Origin of the sequence: Vibrio sp. Vb339, from assembly GCF_902751245.1 — a bacterium.
GTDB classification, from domain to species: domain Bacteria; phylum Pseudomonadota; class Gammaproteobacteria; order Enterobacterales; family Vibrionaceae; genus Vibrio; species Vibrio coralliirubri.
On sequence record NZ_CADDIS010000001.1, the window covers coordinates 152,790 to 178,205 of the forward strand.

Here is a 25,416-nt window from a genome sequence, read left to right on the forward strand (position 1 = left end):
ACTCCTGTATCACAACGCTTTAGCTAAGCGTTGCTCTTCCTTATTGTCGTCCGTTGGCAAGTCGTCCAAATGCAATGCCACTCGGTCGCTGTCGAAATAAACTTCGTCACAGTTGTGTCCTTCGCCGCCTCTATCGACGATCAAGAACTGGTCTTGATCGGTGAGGGCGAGAACTGGGTGATGCCACACCCCTTTGTGATAGTTCACTCCTTGACGACCGTTGCTCAAGAAAGCTCGGCTATTGGCTAATGTTGGATCGTCGCCTTTTGGCGCAACAACAATTAAATAGGGTTGACCAAGTAATGGAACGAATGCCTGAGAGCCAAGTGGATGACGCTCTAACATTTTGATGGTCAGTGGGTAGCTCAACGGTGTGGCTTGGAAGATGCTGATGATGGCTTCTCCGTCTTGGTCTTGCACATCCGTTGTCGCTAGCTTGTGGTAGCGACGTGTTGACCCACTGTTGATCATGAAGAAATCACTATTATCGGACTCGATAACATCGCCAAACTCTGCAAAAGCCTGCTTGGTTAACGGTTCGATGGATAAACGACGTATTCCATTACTCATACTCATTTCCTTACCTATTTCGCTTTCGTACCAAACAGACGCAAACGGCTGATACCACCATCTGGGAATATGTTTGCACGTACGTGAGTAATCGCACCAAGGTCGTTTACCTCAGAAATGAATTCGTGAATCTCGTGCGCTTGCAGCTTTTGTGCTGGCAACAGTTCACGCCAGAATAGGCTTTGTGTTTCTACTTGGTCATCGGTACCACCTTTCACGTAAGCCGCTTGAATTGAGCAGCTGTCAGGGTAGTTACCTTTGAAGTGGGCTGTATCCACTACGATACGTTCGATGTTACCTGGGTGGCCTAGTGCTACGATAACCCAGTCGTTACCTGGTGTACGACGACGCGCTGTTTCCCAGCCATCACCCATGTTTTCACCACGGCCTGGGCCTAAGATGTTGGCTTTGTTGCCGTAGTGCTCGTCGCTACATGCGAGTGCTCGGCCACCGTGTTCTACGGCTGCTAGGTCGACTTGTTGCTGAGAATCAATTGCGTCCCAATCTACACTTGGTCGACCATAAACACGTAAACGTGCGACACCGCCGTCTGGGTAGATGTTCAAACGTAGGTGCGTAAATACTTGGTCACTTTCGATTGCTTCAAGATGATGATGATCACCCTGCAATGCCATTGAAGGCAGAATTTCTTGCCACTCTGTTGCGTCTGTTGGCTCACCTTGTGGTGAATAACACGCGTCAATTGATGCCGAAGGTGGGAAGTTACCTGTGAAGAATGAGGTATCAATATCAACGCCAGCAATGGTGCCAGCTAGGCCAAGGCGAACGACACAGTAGTCGTAACCTTCACCGCGTTTACGTCTGCTTTCCCAACCGTCCATCCACTTGCCGTTATCGTCGTATAAGTCGTCTTTCCACTCTGGCGCTGCGTGGCTGAGAAGACGGCTTTTATCTGCGAAAAAATCGTCGGTTGCGAAGGTAGCTTCTGCGCCGAGTTTTTCGTCTGCAAGGTTTATGTATTGTTCAAATGTTTGGGTCATGTCCGTGTAATCCTATCCAATTAATCAAGTAATAATAAAATGAGAACTTAGTGGCTTATTCGCTTATAAAGCATGCTCTTAGCGCACTAAGACTGGGCTGAGATAGCTGTTAACTCCGTTAACTTACATATCCCAGAGACGAAACATCGCGATCTTGTTGATCTCTTGAATCGCCGTAGCAAACTCAGTTTCACTATCATTTCCTAATCGCATCTCGAACGACTCAAGAATTTGGTAACGATTGGCTCCCTTCACCGCCATGATAAAAGGGAAATTGAAGCGACTTTTGTAGCTGTTGTTGTAAGAAGTGAATTTTTCAAATTCTTCGGCGTTGCACTGGTCGATGCCCGCCCCCGCTTGTTCTTTGGTCGACGACTCGGTGAGTTCGCCGTTTACTGCTGCTCGACCGGCTAAATCCGGGTGAGCGTTGATCAAAGCCAACTGTTTGCCTTGGTCTGCACTTAACAAAGTCGATGCCATTTTCAGATGAAGATTCTCGATATGATCGTCTTCGGCATTCAAACCTTGGTCATACACCACTTCTGCAACCCATGGGCTGTGCTCGTAAACATCAGCGAAGTGAGCGACAAAGGTATCGCGGTCCATGGTTGTTGGTTGGCATGATCGAAATTCAGTCACGTTAAGCCTCCTTGCTTCACTGCTACTTTTGCTGTTGATGATTAGCGTTATTTGGTTGATATGGATGATGTTGGTGCCAGTGGTTGGCGATATCGATTCGACGACATAACCACACGCTGCCGTGCTGTTTTACGTAATCTAAGAAACGTCTTAATGCAGCAATACGACCGGGGCGACCAATCAGACGACAATGCAACCCAACCGACATCATTTTCGGTGCGGTTTCGCCTTCCATATAAAGGGTGTCAAACGTGTCTTTCAGATATTGGAAGAACTGCTCACCAGAGTTAAAGCCTTGCGCCGTTGAAAAACGCATGTCGTTTACATCGAGAGTGTAAGGGATCACCAATTGCGGATGACCAGTCTCGGTGTGCCAATAAGGCAGGTCATCATCATAGGCATCTGAGTCATAAAGAAAGCCGCCTTCTTCTGCTACCAAGCGACGCGTATTCGGCCCAGTTCGACCCGTGTACCAACCTTGTGGGCGCTGCCCCGTCACTTGTTGGATGATCTCAATCGCTTTGGTCATGTGGTCGCGCTCTTCAGACTCATCAATGTACTGATAGTCTATCCAGCGATAACCGTGGCTACAGATTTCGTGACCCGCTTCGACCATGGCTTTGGCTACGTCTGGGTGACGCTCAATCGCCATTGCGACCGCAAAGACGGTCAGTGGGATTTCATATTCATCGAACAAGCGAAGAACACGCCATACACCCGCACGGCTGCCATATTCATAGATGGATTCCATGCTCATGTGACGTTCGCCTTTGATCGGCTGTGCTGACGGGATCTCTGAAAGAAAAGCTTCAGACTCGTCGTCTCCATGTAACAAACAACGCTCACCGCCCTCTTCATAGTTCAATACAAAAGAAACCGCGACGCGCGCATTACCTGGCCATTGAGGGTTGGGAGGGTTAGCTCCGTAACCGATCAAATTTCTTGAATAATCCTTATTCATCCAAGTACTCCTAACATAAGTGGTTGGCTTAGCCGCTCTTTCATTGGTTCATCAAAATGAATCAATGAATGGATTTTCCAAAAACTGAGCAACCTTACCCCTGTACATTTATTGTATACAATTATTTATCTCAATGTAAAGATTTTGTTATTCAAGTTAATTTTCCTCACTCAAACCATTTAAAAACAATACCTTAACAATACAACTCTCGACCAAAAACCAATAACCCACATCTAAAAATTCAGAAAAAACGACTAAATAGTTAACATTTTTACAACAATTCGCTTTACTAATTGTATACAGTTCGTACATAGTTAGTGATAACAAAGTGACCAGTTGCATTCTTTGCAGGGTCGAATTACACAGATAAACCACGGAACAGAGGAGCGCCAAAAGCGCTATTAAAGGACTATGGGAAGACTAACAACACACGTATTAGACACTACTCACGGCTTACCGGGTGCAGAGATCAAGGTCGAGCTTTATAAGGTCAACGAAGACTCAACAGAAAAGCTGGCGACGGTACTCACCAACTCCGATGGCCGAACCGATGCGCCGATTCTGGCAGGAAATGATTTCCGACCGGGGAAATACCAATTGGTGTTTTACGTCGCCGATTACTACAGAAGCAAAGGCGTGGAGCTGGATGGCGTGCCCTTCCTAGATGATGTGGTTATTCGCTTTGGTCTAGATGATCCAGACGCGCACTACCACGTTCCTCTTCTCGTCTCGCCTTACAGTTTCTCAACCTATCGGGGCAGTTAGTCCCGTGACCTAGAACTTCGAACTAGGCCCAACCATCGAATAATAAACAGATTCGTGCGTGCATCTAAAATGATGCGCGCTCATTAAACACGCTCATATAAAAATACTAATAACGTTATTAGTTAGAGAGTTGATGACTAATCAACTGATAGCTAAAGAAATAGCGGCTAGGAAAAAAACCTTAAAACTTAATATTGAAATCTCGCTGTATTCAATAAATGGATCACAACATAAAAGGACTTGCTGACATGAGTGAGAGTAAAACAGAAATACTCAACCAAGATGCGAATAACGGAATTTTAGAGAAACTCTTTAAAATTAAGGCTCACGGAAGCAGTGTGAAAAATGAGTTGGTCGGCGGTGTCACCACCTTCGCAACCATGGCTTACATCATCTTCGTTAACCCACAAATTATGGCCGCATCGGGTATGGATGCGGGAGCGGTATTCGTCGCAACCTGTATTGGTGCAGCTATCGGTTGTTTGTTAATGGGGTTATTTGCGAACTGGCCTGTCGGCCTTGCGCCGGGCATGGGCTTGAATGCCTTCTTCTCGTTCACGGTAGTAAGCGAAATGGGCTACAGCTGGGAAGTGGCACTGGGTGCGGTGTTTATCTCCGGCATCTTGTTTGTCGGGATGAGCTTCTACAAAGTTCGCCAATGGATCATTGAAAGTATCCCTGTGAGTTTACGTTACTCCATGACAGCGGGCGTTGGTTTGTTCTTAGGTCTAATTGGTCTTAAAACAGCAGGTATCGTCGTCGAAAACCCAGCAACACTGGTATCACTAGGTGACTTCACTAAACCTGAAGCGCTACTGGCAGCTATCGCTTTCCTTATCATCGCTGTTCTTAGTGAGCGTAAAGTATTTGGTGCGGTGTTAATCGGTATTTTGAGTGTAACGCTCGTCGGCATGATGCTTGGCTTAGTGCATTACAACGGCTTCTTCGCGGCTCCACCAAGCTTAGCGCCTACGTTCCTAAAAATGGACATTATGGGCGCTCTCGATGTTTCAATGATCAGCGTTATCTTGGCTTTCCTTTTTGTAAACATGTTCGATACCGCGGGTACTTTGATGGGCGTGGCCGAGCGTGCAAACCTAACTAACCCTGAAACAGGAAAAATTGAAGGCCTAAGCAAAGCGCTTAAAGCCGACAGTATCTCAAGTGTGGCCGGTGCGTGTGTGGGTTGTCCGCCAGTAACCAGTTATGTAGAAAGTGCAGCAGGCGTTGCAGCAGGCGCACGAACAGGCCTATCAGCGATTGTGGTTGGCGTGTTGTTCTTAGCAGCGATTTTCCTATCGCCACTTGCAGGCATGATCCCCGCTTACGCTACCTCTGGCGCGTTAATTTACGTAGCGTTCGTGATGATGAGCAGTATGCAGCACGTGGATTGGAAAGACTTCACCAACGGTGCTCCCGCAGCCATTACAGCGTTAATGATGCCTCTGACCTTCTCTATCGCGAATGGTATCGCACTGGGTTTCATTACCTACACTGTGCTGAAACTGGCGACAGGCAAAACAAAAGACGTATCAATTTCGATGTACTTCCTAGCGGCTATCTTCATCGCCAAGCTCGTGTTCATCGGCTAATCACCAACCGTAACTATCGCTTGGCCTGTTCGCAGGCTGAGCTATCAAGAAACAGGTTACAACACCATTTTTAAGAAAAAGCTAATTGTGCTAATCAGCGGAACGCACAAGCAATCCGTTCCTTTAGCGCACCTTTTTTATGACCCTACGCAGTTTGTAGAAGTCATTATTTGACCGCCAATCGCCTGTAAACGGAAACGCAGGCAGAGGAATATCAAATGAAACTTCTGTACACCCTAAATGAAAGACCGCCTCATGGGCTAACCCTCCTACTCGCACTACAACACATGCTTGCCTCGATTGGTGGCATCGTCGCTGTTCCCCTTATTGTCGGCGCTTCTATCGGCCTACCTAACACAGAGATCGTCTCACTGATCAATGCTGCGCTATTGGCATCAGGTATTGTGACCGTCGCTCAATGTCTAGGCTTTGGCCCTGTCGGTATTCGACTGCCCGTTGTAATGGGTTCAAGCTTTGCCTTTTTGGGTGTCGCTATCTCGATTGGTAACGAAGGTGGTGTTGCTGCCATTATGGGCTCAGCACTTATCGGCTCATTCGTGGTAATTGGTGCCAGCTTCTATATGGACAAGGTTCGAAAGCTGTTCCCAACCGTGGTAAGTGGTGTGGTGGTTACCTTAATCGGTTTAACCATTTTACCGGTTGCCATGAATTGGGTCGGAGACTCTCCTGCTAACACGGAACAATTCGCGACCTTACCAAAGCTGTTTCTAGCCCTTGTATCGCTAGGCATCGTAGTCGGCGTATCGGTTTACTGTAAAGGCGCGGTTGCCGCTTCAGCCATCGTGATTGGTTTAGCGGGTGGTTACATTGTGGCGCTATCGCTTGGCATGGTCGACCTTGAACAAGTCAGCTCTGCCGCTTGGGTTGGCGGCCCTGAACCCTTCAAATATGGCTTCACCTTTTCTGCAAGTGCCATCATCAGCATGAGCTTGGTGTACATCGTGGTTATCGCTGAAGCAACGGGCGATTTCATGGCTCTCGGTAACAACTGCCAAACCCAAGTATCCGGTAAAGACTTAAAACGTGGTCTTCTAGGCGATGGCCTTGGCAGTACCTTATCTTCAATTTTAACGGCAATGCCACTGGCATCATTCAGTCAAAACGTCGGCATTGTAGGTATCACAGGTGTAGCAAGTCGTTATGTAGTGGCTGCAACCGGTGGTTTGCTAATTTTAGGTGGCTTATTCCCGAAATTAGCCGCTATTGCCGTCACGATTCCGAAACCTGTTCTAGGTGGTGTGGGTTTTGTGATGTTCGGTATGATCGCCTACGCGGGTATCCGCATGTTGATCAAGGCCGCAGACACCAAGCGAAATGCCTTGGTAATCTGTGTAGGTTTGGCGTCTGGTTTGGCCGTCACTTTCGAACCAAGATTGCTGCAACACTTGCCACATGATTTGGCGAACTTTCTTCATTCTGGCATCACTACCGGTACTATCATGACGGTACTGCTGAACCTTGTTCTGCCAAAGTCTTCACGCGCAGAAGAGCAAGAAGCACTAGCCGAAAGCCAAGCGCAAGTTGAGCTAGAAATGAAAGAACAAGCTGAAGAAGCACTTCAAGCAGATGAACAATTAGAGATTCAGCAAGCAAGTACAGAAGCAGACGTTCAAGCAGCATCAGAAAACCCTGAGCCAAAAACGAACTAGCTAGTTCACTGACTAACGTAAAACCGATTTCCGTAGGATCAGGGCTGATTAGAGCATCGAACGTTTTAACGCCCTGATTCGAATTTATCTTTTAACTACAAATACCAAATAAAGACCCTCTTCCCTGAAAAGGCTGAGATGGCTAAGGACTACTATGAATGGAAACCATCTGGATTAAGAATCCTCTCGCAATCTACACTGGCTCACTGGCTGATGCAGAAGGCGGAATTGTCATTAAAGGTAATAAAGTCATTGAATTGGTTGGCAAACACAAAGAGCCAACCTTACCTGTAGATTACAGCGTCGACGCTTCTCGTCATGTTGTGACTCCTGGGCTTATCAATGCGCACCACCACTTCTATCAAACCCTAACGCGTGCCTACCCCGGCGCACTCAATAAAGAACTCTTCCATTGGCTACAAAGCCTCTATCCAGTTTGGGCCAACCTCGATTCGGAGATGATGAGCCTTGCCACAGAGTTAGCTCTGGTTGAATTAATGATGTCGGGCTGTACCACAGCGTCAGACCATCATTACTTGCTGCCAAACGGGCTAGAGCACGCCATCGATTTACAAGTTGAGGCCGCAGAGAAACTAGGTGTAAGAGCGATATTTACGCGCGGCTCCATGAGCCTTGGGGAAGATGAAGGTGGGCTACCTCCACGACACACCATTCAAACCGAACAAACCATTATCGATGACAGCCAACGCTTGATCCGCGATTACCACCAGCGTGATGAAGGGGCGATGATTCAAATCGCACTCGCACCTTGTTCGCCGTTCTCAGTCACCACCGATCTAATGAAAGAGACCGCTAAGATCAGTGAGCGTGAGAACGTGATGATGCACACTCACCTATGCGAAACGCTCGATGAAGAAGACTTCTGTATCGAGAAGTTTGGCCTACGCCCTGTCGACTACCTAGAAGATGTCGGCTGGCTGAATGAACGCACTTGGCTTGCTCACGGTATTCACTTCAATCCAGAAGAGATCAAGCGCTTGGGTAAAGCAGGCATTGGCATCAGTCACTGCCCTACTTCCAACATGATGCTGGCTTCTGGTATTTGTAAGAACAACGACCTTGAAGCAGCTGGCGTTAAAGTCGGGCTAGGTGTAGATGGTTCCGCGTCAAACGATGGTTCGAATATGATTGCTGAAGTACGCATGGCGATGTACTTACAGCGCCTGCAGTATGGCTCTGCCAACGTTTCACACTTCGACGCACTGCGTTGGGCGACATCGGGATCTGCACGAGCAATGGGCAGAACCGACATCGGTACACTAGAGGTTGGCAAACAAGCCGACATCGCAATGTTCAAGCTCGATGATATTCGTTTCTCTGGTAGCCACGACCCACTGGCTGCATTACTACTTTGTGGTGCTCAACAAGCGGATAAAGTGATGGTAGCCGGAAAATGGCGAGTGAACGATGGTGCCGTGATTGGCGTAGACATGGAGCAACTGATGCACCGCCACCACGCTGCGGCAATGAAGCTAGGTAAGTTGGCGATGAATAACTAGAGCTTCTATATTTTGAACTCACCAGAAAGCAAAAGGCCGACGTGATGTCGGCCTTATTCATTCAGTTCGATTTTTAGAACTAGGTTTACGTCCTAATCCATCAAGCTCTTAGACTTAATCGCCTTCTTAGAAAGCTCTTCGGCAAACGCTTTGATATCTGTTTCAAACTCATCGACGCTTTGGCGGATTTCATCCAATTGAACCGTCTGCATCACTCGGTTTTCCATCACGATTTGGCCATTAACGATGGTCGTGTCGATATTGCTTGGGTTCGCTTGGTAAACCAAAGTCGCGTATGGGTCGTAATTAGGCATCATGTTCGCCGATTGTGTCTCTACAATCACGATATCCGCCTTCTTACCCACTTCAAGAGAACCAATTTGATCTTCCATGTGTAGGGCTTTTGCACCACCTAAGGTTGCCATTTCAATAACCTGTTCAGGGATCATAATGGTGCGGTCTGAATGCTTTAAGCGCTGCATATTAGCTGCGTAACTTAGGGTGCGCATGATATCGACTTGGTTCGAGCTCATAGGGCCGTCTGTTCCCAAGCCAATACGCATGTCAGCACGGTACATCTCCCACGCAGGTGCAATGCCTGTCGCTCCTTTGGCGTTCGCCATTGGGTTGTATGAGATACCTGCATCTGCTTGTTTCAATAGCTTTTGGTCATTCTCTGAAAGGTGGATACCGTGAGCAATCACAACACGCTCATCAAGTACGCCGATTTCATCCATGTATTCAACTGGCGATGTCGCTTTGGTTTCGTCTTTGATGCGCTTTTCTTCATTCGGGAATTCAGCAACGTGAATTAATACCGGCACATCGTATTGAGCAGACAGTTTATTGATTTCTTGCAGCTTGTCTTTACTCACTGTGTACACCGCGTGTGGTGCATAAGCAGGTGTAATCAGCTCGTCGTTTTGGTACTGCTCAATGAAGCCTTTGGCATAATCGATACCGCCATAAGGTTCTTTGGCATCTACCACTGGGAACTTAATCACGGTTTCGCCGAGAACGGCGCGCAGGCCAACTTCTTTGGTCGCCTTAGCCATTTCATCCATGTGGTAATACATATCAGCGTAAGTCGTAACACCACTCTGTGCTAGCTCGATACTGCCTAGCTTGGTCGCATTATAAATCAGCTCACGGCTTAACTTTTCAGCTTCAAGCGGGAAGAAGTAAGCGAATAATCGGTTGGAAATACCCTCTTCGCCTAGACCGCGAAACGCAATCATAGGAAGGTGGTTGTGAGCATTAACCATGCCTGGCATAACAATACCATCTTGAGCATCAATCACCTTTTCAGCTCGGTATTGACTAATCAAGTCCTCATTACCCACCGCGATGATCTGGTCGTTTTTCACGACAACAACACCATCTTCAATCACATCCATTTCAGAGTTGATCGTCAGGACTTGTCCATTCGTGATAATCAGATCGGCGTTGTATGTTTGAGTTGCCACTGTCGAACCACAGCCAGCCAGTAAAACGGCGCTGATGGTGCATGCCAAGCTTTTAAGCGTCATTGCTAAACCTATATGTTGTGCGTGTAATATTGTTAGCAGGTTAGTCTTTTCCTTTAAAAAAGAGCACCGCTAAATTTTTCACGACACTATACCCTTACCTTTAAATAAAATGGCATACCAAATCGAGCCAAATTCAAGATAAATAAGTAATTGCACAACAGGTCACAAAAGAGGCCCTGTGCTTATAGTCACTCACACACCTAAATAAATGTTCAAACAACATTAACTTTTAACACCGCAACCTTTAATCACTAACTGGGTGATAAACTCAGCGGCTTCTTCGTAATCTTTATCATCGAGCTTATCTTTCTGCATCACGCTACAAATCTGCCAGCCAAAATCGGCGTAGGTTTGAGTGGCCGCCCAAATGGTGAACATCAAGTGATGAGCGGGAACATCGTCCATTAAGCCTTGCGCCGACCATGTCGAGAACTTATCAAGAATCATCTGGGATTGCTTATACAGCTCGTCACCAATCTCTTTTGGTAGCACTTTCGCGCCAGACATCACTTCATTGGCAAATACCTTAGAGGCATGTGGATGGTCACGAGAGATGATCAGCTTGGTTTGAATATATTGAGACAAGGCTTCAACAGGATCGCTGAGCTCTTCAATCGGACGAGACGCTTCAAGTAATGGCTGAGTGACGGTTTCAAGCACAGCGTTGTAGAGCTTATCTTTAGAGCTGAAATAATAGAATACGTTAGGCTTGGGAATGTCGGCCGCTTTCGCGATATCGGCCATTTTTGTTGCAGCATAACCATGAGTGGCGAATTGTTCACACGCGACTTCGATGATTAAATCTTGATTCTTTTGTCTGATCCTAGACATATTGCATCCTTTACAGCTCGTTACTGAAATCATAGTAATCAACGTGCTTCATTAGTCCAGAAGATAATTTCAGAACTCAAGGTCACCGCATTGATAACAATAAAATGGCCGCTCTATTTGTTAAGAAGCGACCATTCCATACTGTGTTTTTGAACTGTTCAAATTAAAGAATCAATATCGCGCGGAAGTCATTCACATTGGTCAGCGTCGGTCCCGTGGTAAGAAGCACATCGACTTGTTTGAAAAAATCGTAGCTGTTGTTCGCATCGAGATAGTCTTGCGCTTTAAGCGACAGGCTCGAACCTTGTTGCCATGTTTGAGGTGTGATCCATGCGCCCGCATTGTCTTCCACGCCATCAATCCCGTCGGTATCGGCAGCCAATGCAAATATGTTCTCTTGGCCTTTGAGCTCGTTATATAGGCTCAACAAGAACTCACAATTACGCCCACCGCGACCATTGCCTTTAACGGTTACCGTGGTTTCGCCACCCGAAAGTATCACGCAAGGCGTCTCAAATGGGTGCTTATGATTAGCCACTTGCTTAGCCAGCGCTGCGTGGACTTTCGCGACATCTCGAGCCTCTCCCTCTATGCAATCACTCAACACATAAGCCGGAATGCCTAAGCCTTCAGCTTCTGCTGCAGCGGATTCCAATGCCGACATCGGGGTGGCGATAATATGGTGCTCGGCGTTTTTCCAGCACTCATCATCGGGCTTTACCGTTTCTGACTCTGGGTTGTTCAACCATTCGAATGCCGAAGGTGGTGTTTCAATTCGATAGCGTTCCAGTATTGCCATCGCATCAAAACGGGTGGTGGTGTCTGGTACGGTCGGACCCGATGCAATCACACTGATGTCATCGCCCGGCACATCTGAAATCGCCAAAGAAACCACTCTTGCTGGGTAAGCAGCTTTCGCTAATCGCCCACCTTTGATAGAAGATAAATGCTTACGAACGCAGTTCATCTCATCAATGGCAGCGCCCGATTTAAGCAACGCCTTATTGATTTGTTGCTTCTCTGCCAAGCTGATGTCGCCACCGGGCAAGCTGAGTAATGCAGAGCCGCCGCCAGACAGTAGGCAAATCACTGTGTCGTCATCACTCAGACCACTCACTAATTCCAGCATACGTTGGCTCACTTCTAAGCCCATCGCATCTGGGACTGGGTGAGCCGCTTCGATCACCTCAATATGTTCGCAAGGGGCAGTGTGCTCATAACGAGTCACCACCAAGCCTTCAAGGTCACGCAGTGCAAGGTCTTGTTGTTTCTTTGCCTGCCAAACCGCTTCAAGCTCTGCTGCCATTGATGCGGCCGCTTTTCCTGCTCCTATCACCACAGTACGCCCAGCTTGATTAGCAGAACGATAAAAAATGTCTTGAGGAAGAAAAGGTTCGATGTGATTTTTAGGTAGCGCCTGATTAACAGCACTTGAGAAAAGGGTTTGCAGAAACTGCTTAGCATCAATGTCCATCAGCCACTCCTTAGTTGACGGAGAAAAAAAGAACCCCAATACAAGGCCAAAGGGTGCCTGCTAAGATCAAGTTGGAAAGGAACAACTTCAACCTCTGCCTCGTATCAGGAACGCGTATAAAAGGAGACGAAACTACGCGATTTATAAACAAACTGTTGGGCTACGAATCGATAGCAGCCCTAATTAATTAACGGATAATCGGTTGATTGATTAACCACTAAACGGACAAACCGTTAACTAGATTAACGAATCGAGTGGTCAGAGCGTTTCTCTATCGCTTGGATAAGCGCAGAGTGGTCCCAACCTTCGCCGCCCATTTCGGCACACTCGCCAAACAACTCCTGAGCATTAGCCGTATTCGGCAGTGCAACACCTAATTCTTGTGCGCCCGTTAGCGCTAAGTTCAGATCTTTCTGGTGAAGTGAGATTCTAAAGCCAGGGTCAAAGGTGCCTTCAACCATGCGCTCGCCGTGCACTTCCAAGATCTTAGAGTTAGCAAAGCCGCCCAATAGCGCCTGACGAACGCGTGCTGGATCGGCACCGGCTTTTGAAGCAAAAACTAACGCTTCAGACACGGCTTCGATATTCAGAGCAACGATGATCTGGTTAGCCACTTTACACGTTTGACCCGCACCGTTGTCGCCTACTAGCGTGATGTTCTTACCCATGATTTCGAACAGAGGTCGTGCTTTATCAAAGGCGTCTTGCTCGCCGCCGACCATGATAGTCAGCGCTGCATTGATTGCGCCTACTTCGCCACCTGATACCGGAGCATCAAGGTATGACGCGCCGCCTTCGTTGATTCGCGCTGCAATTGCTTTAGTCGCGATTGGCGAGATAGAACTCATATCGATAACCAGTTTTCCAGCAGCGCCACCTGCGGTGAGGCCTTGCTCGACGCCATTGTCACCAAACAGGACGTCTTCCACTTGAGGCGTATTCGGCACCATTAGAATAATGACATCCGCCGCCTCTGCCGCTTCTGCGGGTGAATGGCAGACCCTTGCGCCTGCTGCCACAAGATCGGCAGGTGCTGCATTAAAGTGATCCGACAGAATCAAATCGTGACCTGCTTTTTGAAGGTTACTCGCCATAGGTTTACCCATGATGCCAGTTCCGATAAATGCAATTTTAGACATGTTGTTCTCCTTAACGTTTGAGGGTTACCAGACGGAATTAACGGTACTGGTGCAGCCAACCAAGGCCTTCTGTCGTTGTCGTCTTAGGTTTGTATTCGCAGCCCACCCAGCCTTGATAGCCAAGCTCATCAAGATAGTTGAGCACGAATGGGTAGTTGATTTCTCCGGTACCCGGTTCGTGTCGGCCTGGATTATCCGCCAGTTGCACGTGTGCGATTTGGCCAATGTTTTGTTGCATGGTCGGCGTTAGATCGCCTTCCATAATTTGCATGTGATAAATATCGTATTGGATAGAAAGGTTATCGCTCCCCACCTCTTTAATGATCGCTTTGGCTTGCTCAGTCGTGTTCAAGAAGAAGCCCGGAATATCACGGGTATTGATCGCTTCTATCACTAAGCTAATGCCTTCTGCTGCTAGCGCGTTCGCCGCGTAATGCAGGTTAATCACAAACGCCGATTGCGCATCTTGCTGGGTCACACCTTGCGGAACAATCCCGGCCAAGCAATTCACTTGAGTACAACCGAGCGCTTTTGCGTAAGCGATGGCTTTAGGTACACTCGCTTGAAACTCTTCAACTCGTGCAGGGTCGACCGCGATACCACGGTCGCCAGCGTCCCAATCACCCGCAGGCAAGTTAAATAGCACTTGCTCTAGGTTATTAGCATCGAGCTTTGCTTTGATTGCCTGAGCATCAAAGGCGTAAGGGAAAAGATACTCCACACCTTGAAAGCCAGCTTCTGCGGCAGCTTCAAAGCGGTCCATAAAATCAACTTCCGTGAATAACATTGACAAGTTTGCTGCAAATTTTGCCATGACTCTGTCCTTATTCTTTATTTTTGAAAATCTGGTTATTTGTAGTAGAGCCTCGCTCTATTGGAGGCTTTTCCGTAGAGCTAAGCCTCAGCTCTACGGATACACATGACTTAATGATTACTTGTACGCCAGCGCCGTTGGGGCATCGCCGCGACTTTCGGCAAGTGGCTCAAACTCGTTGATGGCATTGATCTCAACGCCCATCGCTATGTTGGTTACTCGCTCAAGAATCAACTCAACAACAACCGGGACCTTATGCTTGTTCATCAGCTCTTTGGCTTGTTCAAACGCAGCAGCAATTTGGTCTGGTTCACGAACTCGAATTGCCTTACAGCCTAGGCCTTCAACAACCGCGACATGGTCAACACCGTAGCCTTCAAGCTCTGGCGCGTTCTGGTTATCAAACGCCAGTTGTACACAATAATCGATATCAAATTGGCGCTGCGCTTGGCGAATCAAACCTAGGTACGAGTTGTTCACCAACACATGAATGTATGGCAAGTTGAACTGCGCGCCTACTGCCAGTTCTTCAATCATGAATTGGAAATCGTAATCACCAGAGATAGCGACAATATCGCGATTTGGATCGGCCGCTCGTACGCCCAATGCGGCGGGTGTTGTCCAACCTAGCGGGCCAGCCTGACCACAGTTGATCCAGTTACGAGGCTTATAAACATGCAGGAACTGAGCGGCGGCGATTTGCGACAAACCAATGGTGCTCACATAACAAGTGTCACGACCAAATGCCTTGTTCATCTCTTCATAAACGCGCATCGGTTTCATCGGCGCTTCATCGAAATTGGTTTTACGCAGCATGGTCGATTTGCGTTCCTGACACTCACTTGCCCAAGCATTTCGGTTCGGGAGCTTGCCTGCATCACGCCACTCTTGCGCCACTTCGACCATTAGCTCTAGTGCTGCTTTAGCATCAGAGACAATGCCTAAATCTGGGCAGAACACGCGACCGATTTGGGTTGGTTCAATGTCCACATGTACGAACTTTCGACCTTCGGTGTAAACATCCACAGAGCCAGTATGACGGTTTGCCCAACGGTTACCGACACCAAACACAAAATCAGAGTTGAGCATGGTTTCGTTACCGTAACGGTGAGAAGTTTGTAGCCCTACCATGCCCGCCATTAAGTCATGATCATCCGGGATCGATCCCCAACCCATTAAGGTTGGAATCACAGGAACTCCAGTGATCTCGGCAAACTGTTGCAACAATTCGGACGCGCCAGCATTAATCACGCCACCACCCGATACAATCAGCGGTTTTTCCGATTGAGACATCATGGTTAATGCTTTCTCAACCTGCGCGCGGGTTGCTTGTGGCTTATAAGGTTCTAGCGGTTCATAGGTATCGATATCAAATTCAATTTCAGCCAGCTGAACATCAATCGGTAGATCAATCAGGATTGGACCCGGGCGACCCGAACGCATTAAATGAAAGGCTTTTTGAAATGCGCGTGGCACTTGTGCAGGTTCCAGTACCGTGGTTGCCCACTTAGTCACAGGCTTAGCGATAGATTCAATGTCGACCGCTTGGAAATCTTCTTTGTGAAGACGAGCACGTGGCGCTTGGCCGGTGATGCATAGAATTGGAATCGAATCTGCAGACGCAGAATAAAGCCCCGTGATCATGTCCGTTCCCGCAGGACCAGAAGTACCAATACACACACCTATATTGCCTTGATTAGTACGCGTGTACCCTTCAGCCATATGGGATGCACCCTCTACATGTCGAGCTAAGACGTGGTCGATTCCTCCGAGCTTTTTCATAGCCGCATACATAGGGTTAATTGCTGCGCCGGGAACACCAAATGCGATGTCTACACCTTCACGTTTAAGCACCTCTACCGCTGCTTCAATCGCTTTCATAATTGCCATTCGAACCTCCAGTTCAGATTGTATACAATTAAACTAACTTTTGTGTACTATGAATCATCCTCAGCATTTATCAACCCCAAAATGAAACATTTTCATTACATTAGCCCATCACATTAAGTCCGCACTTACCCTGAAAAGCTTACAATTCATTGCTTTACATAAAATATCTTTACGTAAAAATAAATTACAAAAAGATCAAATGATAAATAAATGTTAAATACCGTTTGCTTGTTTACAACTTCTACCATATAAATACCCTTAAAAAGAGCGTTTTGTATACAAAATGACATCGTATTGTGTAAAGGAGACAAGTAATGATGAATGACGTGAAAGAGAGAGAAGATGTGCTGTGTATGCAGGTACTTGGGAAGATGGACAACTCCGAGTACAAAGAGATCTTGTCTAAAGATGCATTAAAGTTCTTAGAAGCCCTTGTTAATAAGTTTGGAGATCGCCGTCATACCCTGCTAAATGACCGCGACGCAAAACAAGCTCAATATGACGAGGGTGAGTTACCCAATTTCAGAAAAGACACCATTTCCATTCGTCAGAATAAAGAGTGGAAAGTGGCAACACCGCCAACAGAGCTACTCGATCGCCGCGTAGAGATCACCGGGCCTATCGAAAGAAAGATGGTGATCAACGCGTTAAACTCAGGCGCGAAAGTCTTCATGTGTTGCTTTGAGGATGCGTCTTCCCCGACTTGGGCCAATATGGTCGAAGGGCAAATCAACCTAAGAGATGCCAACCTTGGCACCATTAGTTACTTCGATGAGAAAAAGCAGAAGCGTTACCAGTTAAACGACGATCCTGCACTGCTGATCGCACGCCCACGAGGAATCCACCTTCCTGAGCAATCCATCCAATTCAACAATCAGCCTATCGGCGGTTGCTTGATGGACTTCGCCTTGTACTTTTTCCACAACTATCAATCACGTGCACAACAAGGCTTAGGGGTTTACTACTACATTCCAAAACTTGAATGCATGGAAGAAGCGCAATGGTGGGACGATATTTTCAGCTTCACCGAAAACTATTTCCAAGTACCCAAAGGCACCATTCGCGCGACAGTATTGATCGAAACGCTACCAGCCGTGTTCCAGATGGAAGAGATCTTGTATGCAATGCGCGATCATATCGTTGCGATGAACTGCGGCCGTTGGGATTACATCTTCAGTTACATCAAAACGCTGAAGAACCATAAAGACCGCATCCTGCCAGATCGTCACGGCATCGGCATGGATCAAGAATTCCTCAACGCCTATAGCCAACTGTTGGTGCGTACTTGTCACGCTCGTGGCGCACTGGCGATGGGTGGTATGTCAGCCTTTATTCCAGCGAAAGACCCGCAAGAGATGGCGCGAGTGACGGCCAAAGTCATTGAAGACAAACAGAGAGAATCTCAAAACGGACACGATGGCACATGGGTCGCGCACCCTGCACTGGTTGATTTGGCAATGTCGATATTCGATAAGCACCTTGATGGCAAAGTGAATCAAATGGATTTTCAAAGCCCGGAGCATGTGATCAATGCAGACTCTCTGCTAAAACCTTGTGAAGGCAGCCGCGACGAAGCCGGCGTGCGCAAGAATATCCGTATTGCGCTTTATTACATCGAAGCTTGGATTCAAGGCTACGGCTGTGTACCTATCTACGGCCTTATGGAAGATGCGGCGACCGCTGAGATCTCGAGAGCCAATATCTGGCAATGGATCAACCACGGGGTAACACTCGATGATGGCCAAACCTTTACCAAATCACTATTCCACTCTTGGCTTTACCAAGAGCTGGACACCATAAAACATGAAGTCGGAGACTCGCGCTATGCAGCAGGTCGATTTGAAGAGACAGCCGATCTTTTCTATCAACTTTCTACAGCCGAAGAGTTCGCTGCCTTCCTAACTTTACCCAGCTATGGGCTATTACAAGAGTCCAGTTAGGACTCTTGTACCGAGCTGAATCAGTCGATGATATTCACAACAAGAGTAATGATTGGCTGGCTTAGCTTGGTACATGGCCCCTTGAAAAACTAGGAGATAACATGGGAAGTTTGACTCTACAACAAGCGTTAACCATCATTGATGGCACCTTAAAAGCAGGAAACAAGATCCACACAGAACCTTTGACGGTCGCCGTCTTAGACAGCGGTGGAAAACTGATTTCTTTGCAACGTCAAGACGGCTCTAGCATGATGCGACCAGACATCGCGATCGCTAAAGCGTGGGGAGCACTCGCACTGGGTTGTTCCTCTAGAAAACTCGCCCAAGATGCTGACAACCGACCAGCATTTATCTCCGCCGTAAACGTCCTGGCACACGGAAACATGGTGCCAGTGCCAGGGGGCCTACTGATTCGAGATAAGGACAAAACGGTACTTGGCGCGATTGGGGTCAGCGGTGACATCTCAGACATAGACGAAAGCTGCGCCATTAATGGCATTGGCTGCGCAGAACTGTTCAGTGACGAGATGCTGCAAGCTTAACTCGCCAATTCGCTGTACTTGAAGTTCTTAAACAAGAACAAAAAAACCGAAGCGATTAGGCTTCGGTTTTTATTTAATCTAAAGGAAGATCAGCAAAACTACTCGTACGCGCTCAACCATGTTTTCAGAAGTTGGTTGGTGTTCTTCTTCTGACTCGCAGACAATGATTTAACCAGTTTTTTCTGCATTTCGACATGTTCAGTCATCATTTGGTCAATCAGAATAAGACCATCTTTGGTTAACTGAACACTCACGCTGCGTCTGTCTTCTTTGCTGTGTTCACGACTGATTAGCCCTTTAGCTTCTAGCTTATCAAGGCGATTGGTCATCGCGCCAGATGTCAGCATCATGGATCCAATCAGTTCAGATGGCGTCAGTCGGTAAGGCTTTCCAGAACGTCGCAACGTCGCCAGCGCCAATGCGAAGAACAGGTGATCGACCACGTAAAGTGCCGCCGCCCATTCCGCGCTTTGCACCAAACCATAACCGACAAACACACCAATCAAACCCACATACTCGAAGATCAACGCTTTGCGCTCACCAACCACACCGATGAATCGTCCAATGCGTTTTGCAAACAAGAAGTTAAATAGGTAGTTAACCAAGAACAACAATGTGACGTCGGCCGCCGAATAACCGAACTTCTCTACCATCAAGAAGCCTGCAAATACGGTGAAGATTTGTCGTCTCGCGCCGCTCATAAACGTTAGCGCGTAGTAGAGCCAGTAACGCTTACGCAGTACCAACTTTTTATTCTGTGGCGTCTTGGTCTGAAACTCAGGGAAGCCAAAGGTCATCACCAAAACTAAAATAAAACCAATCCCGCCAGTAATACCGTACACCCAAGCAAAGTCGAGCTTCAGCTGTTCTAGCATCACCCAGATAGATCCGTAAGTGATTAAAGATGCCAGTGCGCCGACTGAGATCATCTTACCTAGCATCTCTGGCGCTTCTTCTTTGCTTAGCCATTGCAGTGACAAAGACTGCTTCAGCGTTTCAAAATAGTGGAAACCCGTCGACATCAAAATAGTGGTAAGCAAAAGGCCTGTCAGTGAAGGGAATAAACCGGTAATCGCGGTGCCCACAGTGAGCATCGCCAGCGATATCAACATAAAGCGTTGCTCACGAATGAAGGCTAAAACAAACACCACCGTAAACGCTAAGAAGCCCGGAATCTCACGCACACTTTGCAGCAAGCCAATATCCGCACCATCAAAGTTCGCCTTCTCAATCACGAAGTTATTAAGCAAAGCCATCCAGCTCGAAAACGCGATCGGTACAACAATCGAAATCAGTAATAAAAAGTTTTGCGGCGTTTTCCAGCTCGCGGTTCTATCGAACATTGACGGACTCCTGTTCGTCTAATTGAGTGAGCACTCGTAAGGTCAACTGCTCAGTATAAGGGTTAATCTTCCAATGCTCTGGACTCCAGCCTTTTACGAAACGGTGGAAATCGGCCCACGCCACGTAAAACATTGGTCGCCATGCGGCTTCGACTTCATCGAACGAAAGGTGTGGCTGATAGTACGCCAATGCTTCTTTCAAGTAGTGGAAGTAAGCATGCAGGACTTCTGATTCAAGCTCTGCACAATCTTGTGGCCTAATCGCGCTGCTCATGAACAAGGCTACGTCTTTCATCGCACAACCGCGACCCACATATTGGAAATCAACCGCAGCCGCGCGCTCGCTTTCAGAATCAAAACAAAAATTAGCGAGCTTGGCATCGCCATGGACTAAGGTTTGATATGGACATTCTTTTAATAAACGATCGATGTGCTTGGCTTGGTTCTTCAATGGCAAATCAGCTAAGGCATTGAGCTCATCAGGACGTGTATTTAGATGCCAATAAGTACCGACTTGCCACAATGATGATGACTGCTCTTGATTGATATTGATGTGCTTGGCGTGAAAGTTAGCGAGCCATTTAAGGCAAGCATCGCGTTGTTTTTGCTCTTCTCGTGTGTAACTAGATACCTGATAGTCAGAAGCAGCAAGCACATCAAACTGAGAGGTTAACGGAAAACCTATATCCGCTAAGTCTTGCATCACAATCAGCCACTCATTCTCTTCTAGTTCACATTGCAGCCCAACAGGTGCTGGGCAGCGCTCATCCCATTGTTGGGTGCACGACTGATACCAAGCCGTTTCCACTTGGTAAGAGTGTACCTTTCGTTGGTGAGAGAGTTTGGTGTTCCAACCCTTTGGGTGTTCGGCTTTATCTGGCAACGCGACATGTTTAACAATCACACTCTTGAGTTCAACACAGCTTGCTTGAGAAAAGACCAAGCGAACTAACTCGCCATATCCACCCCATAGGCGTTGAATCACTTGGACATCAAATCCTTCATGACACCCCAACGAGGTCGCAATTTTTTGATAAAGCTCATTTTGATAAAACTCTTGTTGATAAAGCTCTGGCTGATTTTGACTTGAACTCGCTTCAGGTTGAGCTCGATTACTCGATGATATTGATTGAGACATATTACTCGTTATTATGCTTTATCGGATAGAAGATGTGACCACTGTGGCTGCCTGTTCATGTAATGCACTACGTAACTACACACCGGAACCATTTTAAAACCCGCCTGTTCAATTTCAGGCAATACCGACTCCATCATCACCTTACCAAAGCCCTTGCCTTGCAGTTCATCAGGAATGCGTGTCGACGTGATATGTAGTACATCTCCGTCCTTTTGATACTTAACGACGGCGAACTGGTTGGGTTCTAGCTCTACCGTGATCTGGTTCACTTCTTGATCCCATTTTACTGCCTGCATTCTCAACTCCTGCAAATAATTGATACGACAAACAATAAAAGTTTGAAGTATGAGTTCCTTGTAATAGACTAACGCAAGTGCATATAAATAAAACTAAGTACTTACAAACACAGCAAATAATTCAGTGCAATCGGCTTAATATAAAATCAGCAATGATAAAAAGCACTCTATAAAACTATGTGAGTACGTTCACTAAATGTAGCACGTAATAACCCCTTGTTAGCAAGTTACCAATATAACTAACAGACGCATGTTGGCGCATGGAGAACATATAATGAACGCACCCCTGAAGAAGCCTTTGGAGCATAATCAGGCACTTCAAGACCCTCGTAATCGCACCGTTTCCACCATCAATAGCACTGATGCACTGGCCATGATTGAGCACGGCAGTGAGCTGACATTAAATGTCTCGACTCCCGTTGGCACGAAGTTTCTCGCCACCACCAGGTTTATCGGAACGCACAGTGATAACTGTATTGTGGTTGAGGTTCCCGAGGTATCCAATGAAGATCTGAACTTTTTCTTTCAAGAAGGTTTTTGGATGACTGCTCGAGCGTATTCTCTGCGAGGTGAAGGCGCACTTATCCACTTTAGAAGCCAAATTCACCATAAGATTGGTGAACCCTTCCCTATTCTTGTGCTGTCTACACCAAGCACGATGCAAGTGACTCAGCTGCGTAAAGAAACACGCTATGAAGTGAATCTGGCTTCAAGAATCATCTTCAACGACCAGCGAGCAAACTGTGAGATACGAGATTTATCGAAAAGTGGTTGTCGTTTCGTTACTTCGCCGACCTCCCGTGCGATTCAGATTGCCGATCGAGTGTCTATTGAGATAACCCCTGAGAACTACAATGGCCCATTGATTCCGCCATTAAGAGGCATCGTCTGTAATCTGCAGAAATCGACGCACTACGCTCGATACGGTGTCGAATTTGATGATATTGGCCGAGCTAACGCCAAACACTTATTGGCAAAACTGAAGTTCGATGGCACCAAGCTCTGCTTGCGAAATGGGTAACGCCTTTAAGACGCGACTTTCACCAAATACAGCAAGCTGACCAAATACAAATAGCTCACTGGCAAACCAGACCTCAACCAATAAAAAAGCCATCGATTCTAGAATCGATGGCTTTTAGGTTTTGGCTGTTTGTTTATTTATTTAGCTATCTAGATATTCCAGCTATTTGCGCAGTGCGTTCAGTTTAGCTTGGGCGATACCAAAGATAGTATCAATTGGATAGCTACCCTCATCACTTGCTTCACCAGCGGCTTTGCCTGTGAATAATTCAATCGCTTCTGTTACATGGTCAATCGCCCAGATATTAAACTCGCCCTTTTCAACCGCTTTTACGATGTCGCTACGCAGCATCAGGTTGTGAACATTTGAACGTGGGATTATCACCCCTTGTTCGTTTGAACGCCCTTTGATTTCACACACATCAAAGAAGCCTTCAATTTTCTCGTTCACACCACCAATTGGCTGAGACTCACCAAACTGGTTCATCGAGCCTGTAATCGCAATATCTTGACGGTTTGGTTGCTTAGAAAACGCCGATACCACCGCACAGAACTCGGCCATACTCGCACTGTCACCATCGACGCCACCGTAAGATTGCTCAAAGGTGATATTGGTGGTGAGCGGTACTTTCGCTGTCTTACCAAACACAGAAGAAAGGTAAGCCGACAAGATCATCACACCTTTCGAGTGAATACTGCCACCTAGGTCTACGTTTCTTTCAATATCAATAACTTCACCATCACCATAAGCGGTGGTAGCCGTGATTCGGTTTGGCGCACCAAACATATGATCGGTTGTGCTGAGTACAGACAGCGCATTCACTTGCCCAACCGCTTCACCGTCCACATGAATCAGCGTTGTACCGTTGGTGAAGGTTTCCATTACGCTGTCTTGCAATCGTCCAACACGCATCTGTTGGTTAGATAACGCTTGGTCAACGTGTGTTGCACGAATCAGGTTCGATTTTGAGCCTCTCGCCACATAGTTTGACTCACGAAGCAGATTAGCAATGTGTGCCGAGTGCAGAGACAATTTACCTTGGTCACCCGCCTGACGAGAACTGTGCTCGATGATGCGAGCAATCGCTTTGCGGTCACAATGCAACATGTTGTTGTCGTGCACAATACTTGAAATAAAGCGCGCGTAATGCATTTCAGAATCCGCGGTGCGCTTCATCTCATCTTCAAAGTCGGCTGTCACACGGAACAGTTCACCAAACTCCGCATCGTAATGTTGCAGCAGCTGGTAAGTTCGGTAGTCGCCAAACAGGATGATCTTAACGTCCAACGGAATCGGTTCTGGATCAAGCGATACCGCGCCCGTTAAGGTTACCTCTTTCTCTAGTGAAGTGAAGCTCAGTTGACGTGAGCGTAGCGCTCGCTTCAAACCTTCCCAAACGTACGGCTGTTCAAGTACCTTGACCGCATCCATCAACAATACGCCGCCGTTTGCTCTGTGCAAGCTACCTGCGCGAATCAAGGAGAAATCGGTAAATACGGTACCTTTAAAAGTCGCGGTTTCCACATGGCCAAACAGAGAGTGGTAATTTGGGTTCTCCTCTACCACGATCGGCATCGCCTCCTCCTTCTGGCTAACAATCACATTAACCTTGTAGCGACGCGGCATTTTCTTATCCAAAGAGGCCGTTGCAACTTCTGCTTGCTCTGTGCTCTCTTCTAGAAAAATATCTGCGTTATCAACGATATCCTTACGCAATGCAGTGAGGTATTTCTTGATCTCTGGATATTGACTATAGTCCTGCTTCAACTGCTTGATAAAGTGAGTAATCACATCTCGTGCTGTGTCATCATTCAGCTTTTGAATTTTCTCAGTGTACGTCTCTTCAAGTTCCGTTAATTCACGAGAAATGGTTCGCAGTCCGACTTCCAACCCATCAATGGTTTTATCGAACTGGTCTTGTTCTTCCGGCGAAAGCAGATCGAAGCTCTCTTCGGTATGAAGATCATCACCATTCATAGCCACAAACTGGTAATCACCCTGAGTGGTGATTGTCAGGTTAATACCCTTGTCTTTCGCTTCTTGGCTAATGCTTTCTAACGCGGCTTGTTGCTTAGCTGCTAATTGGTTTTTAAGCCTGTCAGCACGGCTAAAGTACATCTCGTTATCAAACGCGAGAGGCATACCTTTCAGCAGTTTACGCATCAATTTTTCAATATCTTGCTTTAAGCTGCTGCCAACGCCACGCGGCAATTTCAGTACCTTAGGTGTACGAATATCTTCGAAATTCGCGATATAACACCAATCAAAAAGCTCCTGCACTTCTTGAGGATGACGGTTCAGATAGCGCAAGATCATGGTGCGTTTACCCAGACCATTTCGCCCTATCGCATAAATGTTGTAACCCTTTTCCTTGATTGACATCGCGAACTCAACGGCTTTTTGTGCCCGTTCCTGCCCGACGATTTCGTCAATTGGAGCCAGTTCTTTGGTCGACTTACATGGTAGCTTGTCTAAATCCGCCACCTGATACAGCTGTTCTGTATTGAGTCTTTGCATCGCCATCGCCGCCTCCTTAGTCCTTCATTACTTGGGTGTAGATAAAATCAGTGTAGATGTAATTTCCTACAAATTTAGTGACTTACGCTACACAGCTGTTCAACTGAACAAATAACACACAATTTAAGCCATTTTTGGGAATAGCTCGTCATTTAATTCACCAACTTAACATGTGAATGATTTTAATTTGCAATTGATAATAAATATCATTAACATTTTCAGAT

At 46.9% G+C, this 25,416-nt stretch carries 20 protein-coding genes and 2 pseudogenes; 7 read left to right on the forward strand and 15 right to left on the reverse strand.

Features of this window, described 5'->3' with window-relative positions; translation table 11 throughout:
* Window positions 1–9: 9 nt before the first annotated feature.
* From HRQ85_RS00725 to puuE, 4 genes are all read right to left on the reverse strand, one after another.
* Complete coding sequence (locus HRQ85_RS00725) at window positions 10–570, reverse strand: ureidoglycolate lyase (protein WP_172378390.1); 561 nt, start codon at window positions 568–570, stop codon at window positions 10–12.
* 14 nt (window positions 571–584) lie between these two features.
* Window positions 585–1,571: an allantoicase gene (alc, locus tag HRQ85_RS00730; RefSeq protein WP_086969225.1), complete on the reverse strand. Its 987-nt coding sequence runs from the start codon at window positions 1,569–1,571 to the stop codon at window positions 585–587.
* Window positions 1,572–1,694: 123 nt separating this feature from the next.
* Complete coding sequence (gene uraD / locus HRQ85_RS00735) at window positions 1,695–2,210, reverse strand: 2-oxo-4-hydroxy-4-carboxy-5-ureidoimidazoline decarboxylase (RefSeq protein WP_017067791.1); 516 nt, start codon at window positions 2,208–2,210, stop codon at window positions 1,695–1,697.
* Window positions 2,211–2,232: 22 nt separating this feature from the next.
* Window positions 2,233–3,171 (reverse strand): allantoinase PuuE, encoded by a 939-nt coding sequence (gene puuE / locus HRQ85_RS00740; protein WP_108187283.1) that lies wholly within the window; start codon window positions 3,169–3,171, stop codon window positions 2,233–2,235.
* 411 nt (window positions 3,172–3,582) lie between these two features.
* On the opposite strand from puuE, the gene uraH reads away from it, so the two are divergent.
* The 4 genes from uraH (at window position 3,583) to HRQ85_RS00760 (ending at window position 8,718) form a co-directional block, all read left to right on the forward strand.
* Window positions 3,583–3,936, forward strand: a complete 354-nt coding sequence (gene uraH / locus HRQ85_RS00745; RefSeq protein WP_017076963.1) for a hydroxyisourate hydrolase — start codon at window positions 3,583–3,585, stop codon at window positions 3,934–3,936.
* Between the two features lie 248 nt (window positions 3,937–4,184).
* Window positions 4,185–5,528 carry an NCS2 family permease gene (locus tag HRQ85_RS00750; protein ID WP_016795479.1) on the forward strand — a complete coding sequence of 448 codons (1,344 nt, stop codon included), beginning with the start codon at window positions 4,185–4,187 and terminating at the stop codon, window positions 5,526–5,528.
* A 218-nt stretch (window positions 5,529–5,746) separates the two neighbouring features.
* Window positions 5,747–7,198 (forward strand): nucleobase:cation symporter-2 family protein, encoded by a 1,452-nt coding sequence (locus HRQ85_RS00755; protein ID WP_172378391.1) that lies wholly within the window; start codon window positions 5,747–5,749, stop codon window positions 7,196–7,198.
* A 158-nt stretch (window positions 7,199–7,356) separates the two neighbouring features.
* Window positions 7,357–8,718 carry an 8-oxoguanine deaminase gene (locus HRQ85_RS00760; RefSeq protein ID WP_172378392.1) on the forward strand — a complete coding sequence of 454 codons (1,362 nt, stop codon included), beginning with the start codon at window positions 7,357–7,359 and terminating at the stop codon, window positions 8,716–8,718.
* Window positions 8,719–8,810: 92 nt separating this feature from the next.
* On the opposite strand, the gene HRQ85_RS00765 is transcribed toward HRQ85_RS00760, so the two are convergent.
* The 6 genes from HRQ85_RS00765 to gcl all read right to left on the reverse strand — a co-directional run bounded on the left by HRQ85_RS00765 (window position 8,811) and on the right by gcl (window position 16,395).
* Window positions 8,811–10,247 carry an amidohydrolase gene (locus HRQ85_RS00765; protein WP_172378393.1) on the reverse strand — a complete coding sequence of 479 codons (1,437 nt, stop codon included), beginning with the start codon at window positions 10,245–10,247 and terminating at the stop codon, window positions 8,811–8,813.
* 222 nt (window positions 10,248–10,469) lie between these two features.
* Complete coding sequence (locus HRQ85_RS00770) at window positions 10,470–11,078, reverse strand: TetR/AcrR family transcriptional regulator (RefSeq protein WP_172378394.1); 609 nt, start codon at window positions 11,076–11,078, stop codon at window positions 10,470–10,472.
* Window positions 11,079–11,241: 163 nt separating this feature from the next.
* A complete protein-coding gene (locus HRQ85_RS00775; RefSeq protein ID WP_172378395.1) occupies window positions 11,242–12,552 on the reverse strand; it encodes a glycerate kinase type-2 family protein in 1,311 nt (436 codons plus the stop codon).
* A 242-nt stretch (window positions 12,553–12,794) separates the two neighbouring features.
* Window positions 12,795–13,691, reverse strand: coding sequence for a 2-hydroxy-3-oxopropionate reductase (locus HRQ85_RS00780; protein ID WP_172378396.1), 897 nt, complete (start codon window positions 13,689–13,691; stop codon window positions 12,795–12,797).
* Between the two features lie 37 nt (window positions 13,692–13,728).
* Window positions 13,729–14,505, reverse strand: coding sequence for a hydroxypyruvate isomerase (hyi, locus tag HRQ85_RS00785; protein WP_172378397.1), 777 nt, complete (start codon window positions 14,503–14,505; stop codon window positions 13,729–13,731).
* A gap of 117 nt (window positions 14,506–14,622) precedes the next feature.
* Window positions 14,623–16,395: a glyoxylate carboligase gene (gene gcl / locus HRQ85_RS00790; protein WP_050620139.1), complete on the reverse strand. Its 1,773-nt coding sequence runs from the start codon at window positions 16,393–16,395 to the stop codon at window positions 14,623–14,625.
* Window positions 16,396–16,709: 314 nt separating this feature from the next.
* Here gcl and aceB point away from each other — a divergent pair, with 314 nt between their 5' ends.
* Together aceB and HRQ85_RS00800 are read left to right on the forward strand one after the other, a co-directional pair.
* Window positions 16,710–18,335, forward strand: coding sequence for a malate synthase A (gene aceB, locus HRQ85_RS00795; RefSeq protein ID WP_172378398.1), 1,626 nt, complete (start codon window positions 16,710–16,712; stop codon window positions 18,333–18,335).
* A 101-nt stretch (window positions 18,336–18,436) separates the two neighbouring features.
* On the forward strand, window positions 18,437–18,877 hold the full coding sequence (locus HRQ85_RS00800) for a GlcG/HbpS family heme-binding protein (RefSeq protein ID WP_008220964.1): 441 nt from the start codon (window positions 18,437–18,439) through the stop codon (window positions 18,875–18,877).
* A gap of 98 nt (window positions 18,878–18,975) precedes the next feature.
* On the opposite strand, the pseudogene HRQ85_RS26100 reads toward HRQ85_RS00800, so the two are convergent.
* From HRQ85_RS26100 to HRQ85_RS00815, 4 genes and pseudogenes are all read right to left on the reverse strand, one after another.
* Window positions 18,976–19,290 (reverse strand): annotated as a pseudogene (locus HRQ85_RS26100) (MarR family winged helix-turn-helix transcriptional regulator); the annotation flags it as partial.
* Window positions 19,285–20,220 (reverse strand): annotated as a pseudogene (locus tag HRQ85_RS00805) (MFS transporter); the annotation flags it as partial. The pseudogenes HRQ85_RS00805 and HRQ85_RS26100, both read right to left, overlap by 6 nt.
* On the reverse strand, window positions 20,210–21,358 hold the full coding sequence (locus HRQ85_RS00810; RefSeq protein WP_172378399.1) for a phosphotransferase: 1,149 nt from the start codon (window positions 21,356–21,358) through the stop codon (window positions 20,210–20,212). The gene HRQ85_RS00810 and the pseudogene HRQ85_RS00805, both read right to left, overlap by 11 nt.
* An 11-nt stretch (window positions 21,359–21,369) precedes the next feature.
* Entirely contained in the window at window positions 21,370–21,654 is a 285-nt protein-coding gene (locus tag HRQ85_RS00815) for a GNAT family N-acetyltransferase (protein ID WP_172378400.1), read from the reverse strand.
* Between the two features lie 274 nt (window positions 21,655–21,928).
* On the opposite strand from HRQ85_RS00815, the gene HRQ85_RS00820 reads away from it, so the two are divergent.
* Complete coding sequence (locus HRQ85_RS00820; RefSeq protein WP_017067648.1) at window positions 21,929–22,675, forward strand: flagellar brake protein; 747 nt, start codon at window positions 21,929–21,931, stop codon at window positions 22,673–22,675.
* Between the two features lie 162 nt (window positions 22,676–22,837).
* On the opposite strand, the gene HRQ85_RS00825 is transcribed toward HRQ85_RS00820, so the two are convergent.
* The gene (locus HRQ85_RS00825) at window positions 22,838–25,198 is read right to left on the reverse strand and encodes a Lon protease family protein (RefSeq protein ID WP_061015754.1); all 2,361 of its coding nucleotides are present in this window, start codon (window positions 25,196–25,198) and stop codon (window positions 22,838–22,840) included.
* Window positions 25,199–25,416 lie beyond the last annotated feature (218 nt).

What these genes read in the sequence shown, in the direction of transcription:
- HRQ85_RS00725 (WP_172378390.1), bottom strand. Translation starts at nt 570, where the DNA reads ATGAGTAATGGAATACGTCGTTTATCCATCGAACCGTTAACCAAGCAG.
- alc (WP_086969225.1), bottom strand. Translation starts at nt 1,571, where the DNA reads ATGACCCAAACATTTGAACAATACATAAACCTTGCAGACGAAAAACTC.
- puuE (WP_108187283.1), bottom strand. Translation starts at nt 3,171, where the DNA reads ATGAATAAGGATTATTCAAGAAATTTGATCGGTTACGGAGCTAACCCT.
- uraH (WP_017076963.1), top strand. Translation starts at nt 3,583, where the DNA reads ATGGGAAGACTAACAACACACGTATTAGACACTACTCACGGCTTACCG.
- HRQ85_RS00750 (WP_016795479.1), top strand. Translation starts at nt 4,185, where the DNA reads ATGAGTGAGAGTAAAACAGAAATACTCAACCAAGATGCGAATAACGGA.
- HRQ85_RS00755 (WP_172378391.1), top strand. Translation starts at nt 5,747, where the DNA reads ATGAAACTTCTGTACACCCTAAATGAAAGACCGCCTCATGGGCTAACC.
- HRQ85_RS00760 (WP_172378392.1), top strand. Translation starts at nt 7,357, where the DNA reads ATGGAAACCATCTGGATTAAGAATCCTCTCGCAATCTACACTGGCTCA.
- HRQ85_RS00765 (WP_172378393.1), bottom strand. Translation starts at nt 10,247, where the DNA reads ATGACGCTTAAAAGCTTGGCATGCACCATCAGCGCCGTTTTACTGGCT.
- HRQ85_RS00770 (WP_172378394.1), bottom strand. Translation starts at nt 11,078, where the DNA reads ATGTCTAGGATCAGACAAAAGAATCAAGATTTAATCATCGAAGTCGCG.
- HRQ85_RS00775 (WP_172378395.1), bottom strand. Translation starts at nt 12,552, where the DNA reads ATGGACATTGATGCTAAGCAGTTTCTGCAAACCCTTTTCTCAAGTGCT.
- HRQ85_RS00780 (WP_172378396.1), bottom strand. Translation starts at nt 13,691, where the DNA reads ATGTCTAAAATTGCATTTATCGGAACTGGCATCATGGGTAAACCTATG.
- hyi (WP_172378397.1), bottom strand. Translation starts at nt 14,505, where the DNA reads ATGGCAAAATTTGCAGCAAACTTGTCAATGTTATTCACGGAAGTTGAT.
- gcl (WP_050620139.1), bottom strand. Translation starts at nt 16,395, where the DNA reads ATGGCAATTATGAAAGCGATTGAAGCAGCGGTAGAGGTGCTTAAACGT.
- aceB (WP_172378398.1), top strand. Translation starts at nt 16,710, where the DNA reads ATGATGAATGACGTGAAAGAGAGAGAAGATGTGCTGTGTATGCAGGTA.
- HRQ85_RS00800 (WP_008220964.1), top strand. Translation starts at nt 18,437, where the DNA reads ATGGGAAGTTTGACTCTACAACAAGCGTTAACCATCATTGATGGCACC.
- HRQ85_RS00810 (WP_172378399.1), bottom strand. Translation starts at nt 21,358, where the DNA reads ATGTCTCAATCAATATCATCGAGTAATCGAGCTCAACCTGAAGCGAGT.
- HRQ85_RS00815 (WP_172378400.1), bottom strand. Translation starts at nt 21,654, where the DNA reads ATGCAGGCAGTAAAATGGGATCAAGAAGTGAACCAGATCACGGTAGAG.
- HRQ85_RS00820 (WP_017067648.1), top strand. Translation starts at nt 21,929, where the DNA reads ATGAACGCACCCCTGAAGAAGCCTTTGGAGCATAATCAGGCACTTCAA.
- HRQ85_RS00825 (WP_061015754.1), bottom strand. Translation starts at nt 25,198, where the DNA reads ATGGCGATGCAAAGACTCAATACAGAACAGCTGTATCAGGTGGCGGAT.